Here is a 12,791-nt window from a genome sequence, read left to right as displayed (position 1 = left end):
GTCTTTCTGGAGAGGTCCCAAGGTCGGAAGGTGCGCGGTGGGACGCGTGCCAGCATTGACCGGATCAACCCGCTCTGAGGGATGTGCATCGCGGCCCCGGCGATGATGCTCCCGGCAAGAGACACGAAAGGTGACACGACACATGGCACAATCCTTCCTTGGCCAGAAACGTCTTCGTAAATATTATGGCAAAATCCGCGAAGTGCTGGAAATGCCGAACCTCATCGAGGTTCAGAAATCCTCCTACGACCTGTTCCTGAACTCCGGCGATGCCGAGACGCCCACCGACGGTGACGGCATTCAGGGTGTTTTCCAATCGGTTTTCCCGATCAAGGACTTCAACGAGACTTCGGTTCTCGAGTACGTGAAGTACGAGCTGGAAAAGCCGAAGTACGACGTCGAGGAGTGCCAGCAGCGCGACATGACCTACAGCGCGCCCCTGAAGGTGACGCTGCGCCTGATCGTATTCGATATCGACGAAGATACCGGTGCCAAGTCCGTCAAGGACATCAAGGAACAGGACGTGTTCATGGGCGATATGCCCCTGATGACCCCCAACGGTACGTTCATCGTGAACGGCACCGAGCGCGTGATCGTCAGCCAGATGCACCGGTCGCCCGGCGTATTCTTCGACCATGACAAGGGCAAGACACACACATCCGGCAAACTGCTGTTCGCCTGCCGCATCATCCCGTACCGCGGCAGCTGGCTCGATTTCGAATTCGACGCCAAGGACATCGTGTTCGCCCGCATCGACCGTCGCCGCAAACTGCCGGTGACAACGCTTCTTTACGCGCTGGGGCTCGACCAGGAAGCGATCATGGATGCCTATTACAACACCGTGACCTACAAGCTGGAGAAGAGCAAAGGCTGGGTCGCCCCGTTCTTCCCCGAGCGGGTGCGCGGCACCCGTCCGACCTACGACATCGTCGATGCGTCGTCGGGCGAGATCCTGTTCGAAGCAGGCAAGAAAGTGACCCCTCGCGCGGTCAAGAAACTGATCGACGAAGGCTCGGTCGAAAACATCCTGCTGCCCTACGACCACATTCAGGGCAAGTTCGTCGCCAAGGACATCATCAACGAAGAAACCGGCGCGATCTATGTCGAAGCCGGTGACGAGCTGACGCTGGAATACGACAAGGACGGCACGCTGATCGGCGGCACCGCGAAAGAGCTGATCGACGCGGGCATCACCGAGATTCCGGTGCTCGACATCGACAACATCAACGTCGGCCCGTACATGCGCAACACCATGGCGCAGGACAAGAACATGAACCGCGACACCGCGCTCATGGATATCTACCGCGTCATGCGCCCGGGCGAGCCGCCCACCGTCGAAGCCGCCTCGGCGCTGTTCGACACGCTGTTCTTCGACAGCGAACGCTATGACCTGAGCGCCGTTGGCCGTGTGAAGATGAACATGCGTCTGGCGCTGGACAAGGAAGACACGCAGCGCACGCTGGACCGCGACGATATCGTGGCCTGTATCAAGGCGCTGGTGGATCTGCGTGACGGTCGCGGCGACATCGACGACATCGACCACCTCGGCAACCGCCGCGTGCGCTCTGTCGGCGAGCTGATGGAAAACCAGTACCGCGTCGGCCTGCTGCGCATGGAGCGCGCGATCAAGGAACGTATGTCCTCGGTCGAGATCGACACGGTCATGCCACAGGACCTGATCAACGCGAAGCCTGCTGCCGCTGCCGTGCGTGAATTCTTCGGCTCCAGCCAGCTGTCGCAGTTCATGGACCAGACCAACCCGCTGTCCGAAGTCACCCACAAACGCCGCCTCTCGGCGCTTGGACCCGGTGGTCTGACACGCGAGCGCGCGGGCTTCGAGGTCCGCGACGTTCACCCGACCCACTATGGCCGGATGTGTCCGATTGAAACGCCGGAAGGCCCGAACATCGGTCTGATCAACTCGCTCGCCACCTTCGCGCGCGTGAACAAGTATGGCTTCATCGAAACACCTTACCGCGTTGTCAAAGACGCGACGGTGACAGACGAAGTTCATTACATGTCCGCGACAGAGGAAATGCGCCACACCGTGGCGCAGGCCAACGCGACCCTGGACGAGAACGGCAAGTTCACCAACGAGATGGTCAACACACGCCAATCCGGTGACTATACGCTGGCACCCGTCGAAAACGTGGACCTGATCGACGTAAGCCCGAAGCAGTTGGTTTCGGTTGCGGCCTCGCTGATCCCGTTCCTCGAAAACGACGACGCGAACCGCGCCCTGATGGGATCGAACATGCAACGTCAGGCCGTGCCGCTGTTGCAGGCCGAAGCGCCGCTGATCGGGACCGGCATCGAAGAAGTCGTGGCACGGGATTCCGGTGCGGCGATCATGGCGAAACGCGCCGGCATCATCGACCAGGTCGACGCCACGCGTATCGTGATCCGAGCCACCGAGGATCTGGAACTGGGTGACGCAGGCGTGGACATCTACCGCATGCGTAAATTCCAGCGTTCGAACCAGAACACCTGCATCAACCAGCGTCCGCTGGTGAAAGTGGGCGACAAGGTTCAGAAGAACGAAGTGATCGCGGACGGTCCAAGCACCGACATCGGTGAACTGGCGCTCGGCAAGAACGTCGTCGTCGCCTTCATGCCGTGGAACGGGTACAACTACGAAGACTCCATCCTGATCTCCGAGCGCGTCAGCCGTGACGACGTCTTCACCTCGATCCACATCGAGGAATTCGAAGTCGCCGCCCGTGACACCAAGCTTGGGCCAGAGGAAATCACCCGCGACATTCCCAACGTCGGTGAAGAAGCGCTGCGCAACCTCGACGAGGCGGGCATCGTGTACATCGGCGCGGACGTGGAGCCGGGCGATATTCTGGTCGGCAAGATCACACCGAAGGGCGAGAGCCCGATGACGCCGGAAGAGAAACTCCTGCGCGCCATCTTCGGTGAGAAGGCGTCGGACGTCCGTGACACCTCGCTGCGGGTGAAGCCCGGCGATTTCGGCACGGTCGTCGAAGTGCGTGTCTTCAACCGCCACGGCGTGGAAAAAGACGAACGTGCGCTGCAGATCGAGCGTGAGGAAATCGAACGCCTCGCCCGTGACCGCGACGACGAACTCGCGATTCTCGACCGCAACATCTACGCGCGTCTGCGCGAGATGCTGCTGGGCAAGGTGGCCGTGAAGGGCCCGAAAGGCGTGAAGGCGAACAGCCAGATCACCGAAGAACTGCTGGACGACACGCTGACACGCGGTCAGTGGTGGCAACTGGCGCTCGAGGACGAGGACGACGCGAAAATCGTCGAGGCCCTGAACGAACAGTACGAGATCCAGAAGCGCGCGCTCGATGCCCGCTTTGAGGACAAGGTCGAAAAGGTGCGCCGGGGCGACGATCTGCCGCCGGGCGTGATGAAGATGGTCAAGGTGTTCGTCGCGGTGAAGCGCAAGCTGCAGCCGGGCGACAAGATGGCCGGTCGTCACGGCAACAAGGGTGTGATTTCGAAGGTGGTGCCGATGGAGGACATGCCGTTCCTCGCCGATGGTACCCCTGTCGATTTCTGTCTGAACCCGCTGGGCGTGCCGTCGCGTATGAACGTCGGTCAGATCCTCGAGACGCACATGGGCTGGGCCGCACGCGGTCTGGGTCTGAACATCGACGAGGCGCTGCAGGAGTATAAGCGCTCCGGCGATCTGACCCCCGTGCGCGAGGCGATGAAACTGGCCTATGGCGACGATGTCTACGAAGAGGGCATCGAAGGCATGGACGAGGATCACCTGCTGGAAGCGGCGGGCAACGTGACCCGCGGCGTGCCGATCGCGACGCCTGTTTTCGACGGTGCGAAGGAAGCGGACGTGAACGACAGCCTTGCACGTGCGGGCTTTGACACCTCCGGTCAGTCGGTCCTGTTCGACGGTCGCACGGGCGAACAATTCGCACGCCCCGTCACCGTGGGCATCAAGTACCTGCTGAAGCTGCACCACCTTGTGGACGACAAGATCCACGCGCGTTCGACCGGGCCCTACAGCCTCGTCACCCAGCAGCCGCTGGGCGGTAAGGCGCAGTTCGGTGGCCAGCGCTTCGGTGAGATGGAGGTCTGGGCGCTGGAAGCCTACGGCGCCGCCTACACCCTGCAGGAAATGCTGACGGTGAAGTCGGACGACGTGGCAGGCCGGACCAAGGTCTACGAGAGCATCGTCAAGGGCGAAGACAACTTCGAGGCCGGTATCCCGGAATCGTTCAACGTTCTGGTCAAGGAGGTCCGCGGTCTGGGCCTCAACATGGAACTCCTGGATGCGGAGGAGGAAGAGTAGGCGAAACCGAGGGTGCGCAGTCTTTGCGCACCTTCCGCCGAACCCTCCCCCGCACCCTCTGACACTTGAGGAAAAAGTATGAACCAGGAACTGACAAACAATCCCTTCAACCCGCTGACGCCGCAGAAGACTTTCGACGAGATCAAGGTCTCTCTCGCAAGCCCCGAGCGGATCCTCAGCTGGTCGTTCGGCGAGATCAAGAAGCCCGAAACCATCAACTACCGTACGTTCAAGCCCGAGCGTGACGGCCTGTTCTGCGCGCGCATCTTTGGTCCGATCAAGGATTACGAATGCCTGTGCGGCAAGTACAAGCGGATGAAATACCGCGGCGTCGTCTGCGAAAAATGCGGTGTTGAAGTCACGCTGCAGAAGGTCCGCCGCGAGCGGATGGGCCATATCGAACTGGCATCGCCGGTTGCGCATATCTGGTTCCTGAAATCGCTGCCGTCGCGCATCGGCCTGATGCTGGACATGACGCTGCGCGATCTGGAGCGGGTTCTCTATTTCGAAAACTACGTGGTGATCGAACCGGGCCTGACAGACCTTCAGTACGGTCAGATGATGACCGAAGAAGAGTTCATGGATGCGCAGGACGCCTATGGCATGGACGCCTTCACCGCGAACATCGGTGCCGAAGCGATCCGTGAGATGCTCGCCGCGATCGACCTCGAAGCCGAGGCCGACCAGCTGCGCGAAGAGCTCAAGGAAGCCACGGGCGAACTGAAGCCCAAGAAGATCATCAAGCGTCTGAAAGTGGTCGAAAGCTTCCTCGAATCCGGCAACCGTCCTGAGTGGATGGTCATGACCGTTATTCCGGTCATCCCGCCAGAGCTGCGCCCGCTGGTGCCGCTGGACGGTGGCCGCTTCGCGACATCCGACCTTAACGATCTCTATCGCCGGGTCATCAACCGCAACAACCGCCTGAAGCGCCTGATCGAGCTTCGTGCGCCCGACATCATCGTGCGCAACGAAAAGCGGATGCTGCAGGAATCGGTCGATGCGCTGTTCGACAACGGCCGTCGTGGCCGCGTGATCACCGGCGCCAACAAGCGTCCGCTGAAATCGCTGTCCGACATGCTGAAAGGCAAGCAGGGCCGCTTCCGTCAGAACCTTCTGGGCAAGCGGGTCGACTTTTCGGGTCGTTCGGTCATTGTGACCGGCCCCGAGCTGAAACTGCACCAGTGCGGTCTGCCGAAGAAGATGGCGCTTGAGCTGTTCAAGCCGTTCATCTACTCGCGGCTCGAAGCCAAGGGCCTGTCCTCGACGGTCAAGCAGGCGAAGAAGCTGGTTGAAAAGGAACGTCCCGAGGTCTGGGATATTCTGGATGAAGTCATCCGCGAACACCCCGTCATGCTGAACCGTGCGCCGACGCTGCACCGTCTTGGCATTCAGGCGTTCGAACCCGTTCTGATCGAAGGTAAAGCCATCCAGCTGCACCCGCTCGTGTGTTCGGCCTTCAACGCCGACTTCGACGGTGACCAGATGGCCGTTCACGTCCCGCTGAGCCTTGAGGCCCAGCTGGAAGCGCGCGTTCTGATGATGTCCACGAACAACGTTCTGTCGCCCGCCAACGGCGCGCCGATCATCGTGCCGTCGCAGGATATGATCCTGGGTCTCTACTACACGACCCTCGAGCGTGAAGGGATGAAGGGCGAAGGCAAGGTCTTTGGTTCCGTCGACGAGGTTCAGCACGCGCTGGACGCGGGCGAAGTGCACCTGCACACCAAGATCAAGGCGCGGATCAAGCAGATCGACAACGAAGGCAACGAAGTTCTGGTGCGCTACGACACCACGCCGGGCCGTGTCCGGCTGGGTGCGCTGCTGCCGCTGAACGCCAAGGCGCCCTTCGATCTGGTCAACCGTCTGCTGCGCAAGAAAGAAGTGCAGCAGGTCATCGACACCGTCTACCGCTACTGCGGCCAGAAGGAATCCGTCATCTTCTGTGACCAGATCATGACAATGGGTTTCCGTGAAGCCTTCCGTGCCGGGATTTCCTTCGGCAAGGACGATATGCTGATCCCCGAAACCAAGTGGGACCTCGTTGAGGACACCCGCGAGCAGGTGAAGGATTTCGAACAGCAGTACATGGACGGCCTGATCACCCAGGGCGAAAAGTACAACAAGGTCGTCGATGCCTGGTCGAAGTGTAACGACAAGGTCACCGAAGCGATGATGGGGTCGATCTCGGCCGAGCGTCGCGACGAGAACGGCGCCGAAATGGAGCCGAACTCGGTCTACATGATGGCGCACTCCGGTGCCCGTGGTTCGGTCACGCAGATGAAACAGCTGGGCGGGATGCGCGGTCTGATGGCGAAGCCGAACGGCGACATCATCGAGACGCCGATCATCTCGAACTTCAAGGAAGGTCTGACCGTTCTCGAATACTTCAACTCGACCCACGGTGCCCGGAAGGGTCTGTCGGATACAGCTCTGAAGACGGCGAACTCGGGCTACCTGACACGTCGTCTGGTGGATGTGGCGCAGGACTGCATCGTGCGCACGCACGATTGCGGTACCGAAGTCGCGATTACCGCGTCTGCGGCGGTCAACGACGGTGAAGTCGTGGCATCGCTGGCCGAGCGTCTGCTGGGCCGTGTCGTCGCCGAGGACATCCTGCGCCCCGGCACAGAGGAAGTACTGGCCGCGCGCGGCACGATCATCGACGAGCGTCTGTCGGACATCATCGACGAGGCGGGCGTGCAGAACGCACGTATCCGCAGCCCGCTGACCTGCGAGGCCGAGGAAGGCGTCTGTGCCATGTGCTACGGTCGTGACCTTGCGCGCGGTACGCTTGTGAACCAGGGCGAAGCCGTGGGCATCATCGCGGCACAGTCGATCGGTGAACCCGGCACACAGCTGACGATGCGGACGTTCCACATCGGCGGCGTTGCTCAGGGTGGCCAGCAGTCCTTCCAGGAGGCCGGCCAGTCCGGCAAGATCCACTTCGAGAACACCTCGACGCTGGAAAACTCCTCGGGCGAGACGATGGTCATGGGCCGGAACATGAAGATGCTCATCATGGATGAGCATGGCGAAGAGCGCGCCAGCTTCAAGGTCGGCTACGGCACGAAGATCTTCGTCAAGGAAGGTCAGGAGGTCAGCCGCGGCGACAAGCTGTTCGAATGGGATCCCTATACCCTGCCGATCATCGCCGAGGCAGCCGGTACGGCCAAGCACGTCGATCTGGTGTCGGGTATCGCCGTCAAGGATGAGACCGACGATGCCACGGGCATGACCCAAAAGATCGTGATCGACTGGCGCGCAGCGCCCAAGGGCAACGAGCTGAAGCCGGAGATCATTCTGGTCGGTGCGGACGGAGAGCCTGTGCGCAACGACGCGGGCAACCCGATCACCTACCCGATGTCGGTGGATGCGGTTCTGTCGGTCGAGGACGGTAACGAGGTTCAGGCCGGTGACGTCATCGCGCGGATCCCGCGTGAAGGCGCGAAGACAAAGGACATCACCGGTGGTCTGCCGCGTGTTGCCGAACTCTTCGAAGCGCGTCGTCCGAAGGATCACGCGATCATCGCGGAAATCGACGGCTATGTGCGCTTCGGCAAGGACTACAAGAACAAGCGTCGCATCGCGATCGAAAGCTCCGAGGATCCGGATCACAAGGTCGAATACATGGTGCCCAAGGGCAAACACATCCCCGTGGCCGAAGGCGACTTCGTGCAGAAGGGCGATTACATCATGGACGGCAATCCAGCGCCGCATGACATTCTCGCCATCATGGGGGTCGAAGCGCTTGCGGATTACATGATCGACGAGGTGCAGGACGTCTACCGCCTGCAGGGTGTGAAGATCAACGACAAGCACATCGAAGTGATCGTGCGCCAGATGCTCCAGAAGTGGGAAATCCAGGACAGCGGTGAAACAACGCTGCTCAAGGGCGAACACGTCGACAAGCAGGAATTCGATGCGGCCAACGAAAAGGCCATTTCGAAGGGCGGCCGCCCCGCGAAGGGCGAACCGATCCTGCTGGGCATCACCAAGGCGTCGCTGCAAACCCGCAGCTTCATCTCGGCGGCCTCCTTCCAGGAGACCACGCGCGTTCTTACCGAAGCCTCCGTGCAGGGTAAGAAGGACAAGCTGGTCGGTCTGAAAGAGAACGTGATCGTGGGTCGTCTGATCCCCGCCGGTACCGGTGGCGCGACGCAGCAGATGCGCCGTGTTGCACAGGACCGCGACAACGTCGTCATCGAAGCACGCCGCATCGAGGCCGAAGAGGCAGCACGCCTTGCCGCGCCCGAACAGCGGCCCGACGAGGACATCGTCGGCGGTGACGTCTTCGATCAGGCACCGAGCTTTGACGAGGATAGCCGCGACTAAACCGCGCCTTTCCAGCGACTGAAAAAAACCAAGACCCCCGCACCGGCAAGGCGCGGGGGTTTTTCGTTGTCGAGACAGGGCGGATCGGCCCGCACGGCGGGGTGGGCGAAAATTTCTTGCCTTGGCAAGCGTTCCGGGTGCGCTTGCGCATTGCCGTGGCGCGCGGGATCGGCCAAAGCTGTCCGCGACAGATCGGAGGTAGGATGTCCCCCAATGTGACCGGTGCGTTGTTCATGATGGCCTCGATGGTGGCTTTCGTGTGCAACGACAGTTTCCTGCGCCTGACGGGCGGTGACATTCCGCTGTTCCAGCTGATCTTCATCCGCAGTGTGCTGGGCAGTCTGCTGATCTTCGTGCTGGCCTACGCCATGGGCGCGCTGAAGGGGCGGCTGACGGCAGCAGACCGGCGGATCGTCGTCCTGCGCGGTCTGGCAGAGATCCTGACCGCCTATTTCTTTCTGAACGCGCTTTTCGAAATGCCTCTGGGTAACCTCAACGCGATCATGCAGGTCGTGCCGCTGACCGTGACGCTGGGGGCGGCGCTGGTCTACCGCGAACCGGTCGGCTGGCGGCGGATGCTTGCCATTCTGATCGGTCTGGGCGGGGTGCTGATCATCATCCGGCCCGGGCCCGACGGGTTCAACCTGTGGTCCCTTTATGCGCTGGCCGCCGTGGTCGGGGTAACGGTGCGCGATCTGCTGACGCGCCGGCTATCCGCCTCGGCGCCGGGGCTGAAGGTCACGTTGGGAACGTCGCTTGCGATGATGACGGCGGCGGGCCTTGCGTCGACCACGCAGGCGTGGGTGCCTGTGTCCTCGGGAAATGCCGCGCTGATCGTGGGGTCCGCCGGATTTGTCTGTGCGGGATATTTCTTTTCGATACAGGTCATGCGGACGGGCGATGTATCGTTCATCGCACCGTTCCGGTACACCGGATTGGTCGTGGCGATGATCGTCGGCTATCTGGTGTTTTCCGAAGTGCCGACAGTTCTGACGCTGGTGGGGGCGGGCATCGTGATCGCCACGGGAGTGTTCACCTTCTACCGCGAAAGACAGCTTTCACGGCGCTGAGAATACCGCACGCACCTGCGCGTCATCGACACCGAATGTGGTCTTGATATGCGCGGCCTGCGCTGCATCCAGCGGGCGATAGTCAAAGGCGCGGTTCTTGCCTTTCAGCCGGCTGTCGTTGAAATCGTTATGGCCGCGCAGCATCATGTCGTCGCCGGTAAAGGTGACAGTCGGCATCGTCGTCCAGAGATTTTCGTGTCCGTGGTTCATGATCGTATCGTCGCTGCCCGCCTGCACGATCATGCCGAGCGCGATGGCGGAATAGGGATAGTGATAGGGGGCCACGCGCAGACCCTGCGGCCCGGCGCGAAAGACGTACCCCTGATTGAAATCCACCGCGACCGACGTGTGGCGCGCGGTGAGTGCGCGCAGGTCGTCCGCGCTCTGGCGCAACCGCTCGACAAAGCTCACCCCCATGGCGTCGTCATCGTCGAGCCGGAATTGCAGGCAGGGCGCTTCCGGCGGGCCGCGCCATTCGTTTATCACCTTGCGCATGACGCGGCGGTGCGGGCGCGGTGGCACCTGGCGGATTTCGCATTGCGGGATGTCCGCGGTGAGCGCCCGCAAGCGGGTCAGGGCGGGCGCGGGCAGGCTTTTGCCGGTGACGATCAGGAAGGTGAAATCGGGATCGGTTTGCGCGCGGATCGACGGCAGGGTGACCGCCTCGAACAGGCGGAACCGTTCCTCCAGTCGGTCGGGCCGGTAGAGGAATGCCTTGAGCGCGTCGAGATCGTCATCGCCGTTCTTGAACCCGCCCTTGCCCGCATAGGAAAACCGGCACAGGCCGATGCAACGCATGTCAGCCGCCCCCGAAAATGGACTGGATGCGGTCGATATCTATGCCGAAGCGGTCGCGGAATTCGACCGCGCGATCGTAGTCGAGCGGGGCGAGTTCGACCGGCTTCACCGGCTTCTGGCGGCTGTCGTTCCACGCGTTATGGCCACGGATGAACATGCGCGGTTCGTCAAAGCTGACGGCGGGCATGAAGCGGTTGATCTTGTTGTGGGCGAAATTCATGATCGTGACGGGGCAGTTGCCCTTCACCCACATACCCAGCGCCGCAACGTCGAAGGGGCGGAAGATCTCGGTCGCGCGGATGCCGTGGGCGCCGTAGTCGGCGATGTATCCCTTGTTCCAGTCAAAGGCGACGCTGCGATGTTGTGCGGTCAGCCCCGCGCAGTCGGTGGCAGCGTTGCGCAGGCGCGCGATGTAATCGACGGCGACGGCGTCGTCGTCATCGGCGCGAAACTGGATGCAGGGTGCTGCGGGGTCGCGCCTGCTGCGGTTGAGGATCTCTTTCATCACCTCGCGCTGCGGTCGCGGCGGCTCGGCCACGATGGACACCTGCGGCATATCGGCAGTCAGGTCATGCAGCCTGTCGCGCGCCGCTGCGGGCAGCTGGTCGCCCGTCACGATCACGAGGTCGAAATCGGAATCGGTCTGCGCGCGCAGGCTGGCGAGGGCGACGCCCTCGAACAGGCGGAAGCGTTCCTCCAGCCGTTCGGGATCGTAGAGATACGCGATACGTTCCTCGATGGTGTCGTGATCCACCTGAAAGCCGCCGATTGCGGGGTAGGAAAACCGGCAAAGTCCGATCACCTGCATAAGAGAAACTCGTTCCGTCGTTGCCTCGCACCGAACTCTAGCGCCTGTTTCTGGCGAAGTTGAGACTTCTTCGCGCGCAGGGTGCGGATTTGCCGTGGCCTGTGGCGCGGGCAGGCGGACGGCGGGGCCCATTGGCGCCGCGCGGCAGAGGCCTTGTTGCGCTGGGGGCCGCAAGGCCCGCAGGTGAGGGGAGGGGGCTGTTGACACCCATCGCCGGGGTGCGTATATCCCCGACATCTCGCAGATGGGGGTCGCCCCGGACGCGCATATCATACCGCATGTGGTCACGATCCAGGCCGCCTTCATTGGCCCGATCCTCTGTAAGCAAGCCGCCTCGCTTACCTCGGTACGGAAGCGTCGCGGCCAAATTGCTTTGCAACACATGCCCGAACACCGGATCGCGGACGCGCGGTCAGACAGTCACCGCATAGGGGCCGCGCCCCCGTGCATCCATTATGAGCTACACGGGGATTTAACCGGAATGCCAACGATTCAGCAGCTGATCCGCAAGCCGCGCCAGCCGAAACGCAAAACATCGAAATCCATGCACCTGCAGGGCTGCCCGCAGAAACGCGGCGTCTGCACACGCGTTTATACAACCACACCTAAGAAGCCGAACTCGGCGATGCGTAAAGTTGCCAAGGTCCGCCTGACCAACGGCTTCGAAGTCATCTCCTACATTCCCGGCGAATCGCACAACCTTCAGGAGCACTCCGTTGTCCTGATCCGCGGCGGCCGTGTAAAAGACCTTCCCGGTGTGCGTTACCACATCCTGCGCGGCGTTCTGGATACGCAAGGCGTCAAGGATCGTAAGCAGCGTCGTTCGAAGTACGGCGCGAAGCGTCCGAAGTAATTGATGCCGCTGTGCGCAGGATTGCGCATTCTCCATTCATCCTTGGGGCGCGCAGAGCCTGTGCCGCCCCACCCGCCAAGAGGAAGACAACTAGATGTCACGCCGCCACGCCGCTGAAAAACGCGAAGTTCTGCCAGACGCCAAATACGGCGATCTGATCCTGACGAAGTTCATGAACAACCTGATGATCGACGGCAAGAAATCTGTCGCCGAAACCATCGTCTACAATGCTTTCGACCGCGTCGAAGCCAAGATCAAGCGCGCCCCCGTGGAAGTGTTCCACGAAGCGCTCGACAACATCCAGCCTTCCGTCGAAGTGCGTTCGCGCCGTGTCGGTGGTGCGACCTACCAGGTTCCTGTCGAAGTGCGCCCCGAGCGCCGTCAGGCCCTCGCGATCCGCTGGCTGATCAAGGCCGCCCGTGCACGCAACGAAAACACCATGGAAGAGCGCCTTGCGGGCGAGCTTCTGGATGCCGTGCAATCGCGTGGCTCCGCCGTGAAAAAGCGTGAAGACACCCACAAGATGGCCGACGCCAACAAGGCATTCAGCCACTACCGCTGGTAATTCGGTCGGGCGCTGCCCCGACCTCCCAAGATCGGGGCCCGGATGTGCCGGGCCCCTGACCCTTTCAAAGCAATACCTCCAAG

Annotated in this window: 7 protein-coding genes; 5 read left to right on the top strand and 2 right to left on the bottom strand. The window is 61.7% G+C overall.

Annotated features, from left to right (window positions below):
* Nucleotides 1-142: 142 nt before the first annotated feature.
* The 3 genes from rpoB (at nucleotide 143) to ABMC89_RS09040 (ending at nucleotide 9,684) form a co-directional block, all read left to right on the top strand.
* The gene (gene rpoB / locus ABMC89_RS09050; protein WP_349567376.1) at nucleotides 143-4,282 is read left to right on the top strand and encodes a DNA-directed RNA polymerase subunit beta; all 4,140 of its coding nucleotides are present in this window, start codon (nucleotides 143-145) and stop codon (nucleotides 4,280-4,282) included.
* A gap of 78 nt (nucleotides 4,283-4,360) precedes the next feature.
* Nucleotides 4,361-8,614, top strand: coding sequence for a DNA-directed RNA polymerase subunit beta' (gene rpoC, locus ABMC89_RS09045; protein WP_349567374.1), 4,254 nt, complete (start codon nucleotides 4,361-4,363; stop codon nucleotides 8,612-8,614).
* A gap of 203 nt (nucleotides 8,615-8,817) precedes the next feature.
* Entirely contained in the window at nucleotides 8,818-9,684 is an 867-nt protein-coding gene (locus ABMC89_RS09040) for a DMT family transporter (RefSeq protein ID WP_349567372.1), read from the top strand.
* Here ABMC89_RS09040 and ABMC89_RS09035 read toward each other — a convergent pair.
* Both ABMC89_RS09035 and ABMC89_RS09030 read right to left on the bottom strand, forming a co-directional pair.
* Nucleotides 9,673-10,482 carry a putative rhamnosyl transferase gene (locus ABMC89_RS09035; protein ID WP_349567370.1) on the bottom strand — a complete coding sequence of 270 codons (810 nt, stop codon included), beginning with the start codon at nucleotides 10,480-10,482 and terminating at the stop codon, nucleotides 9,673-9,675. The two genes, ABMC89_RS09040 and ABMC89_RS09035, sit on opposite strands and share 12 nt — an antisense overlap.
* Before the next feature lies 1 nt (nucleotide 10,483).
* A complete protein-coding gene (locus tag ABMC89_RS09030) occupies nucleotides 10,484-11,290 on the bottom strand; it encodes a putative rhamnosyl transferase (RefSeq protein ID WP_349567368.1) in 807 nt (268 codons plus the stop codon).
* Between the two features lie 481 nt (nucleotides 11,291-11,771).
* Between ABMC89_RS09030 and rpsL the strand changes: the two genes are divergently transcribed.
* Nucleotides 11,772-12,143 (top strand): 30S ribosomal protein S12, encoded by a 372-nt coding sequence (gene rpsL / locus ABMC89_RS09025; protein WP_349567366.1) that lies wholly within the window; start codon nucleotides 11,772-11,774, stop codon nucleotides 12,141-12,143.
* 94 nt (nucleotides 12,144-12,237) lie between these two features.
* The gene (gene rpsG / locus ABMC89_RS09020; RefSeq protein WP_349567364.1) at nucleotides 12,238-12,708 is read left to right on the top strand and encodes a 30S ribosomal protein S7; all 471 of its coding nucleotides are present in this window, start codon (nucleotides 12,238-12,240) and stop codon (nucleotides 12,706-12,708) included.
* The last annotated feature ends 83 nt before the right edge of the window (nucleotides 12,709-12,791 follow it).

It is taken from the genome of Sulfitobacter sp. HNIBRBA3233 (genome assembly GCF_040149665.1).
GTDB lineage: Bacteria > Pseudomonadota > Alphaproteobacteria > Rhodobacterales > Rhodobacteraceae > Sulfitobacter > Sulfitobacter marinivivus.
This window is presented reverse-complemented; position numbering and strand designations above follow the sequence as displayed.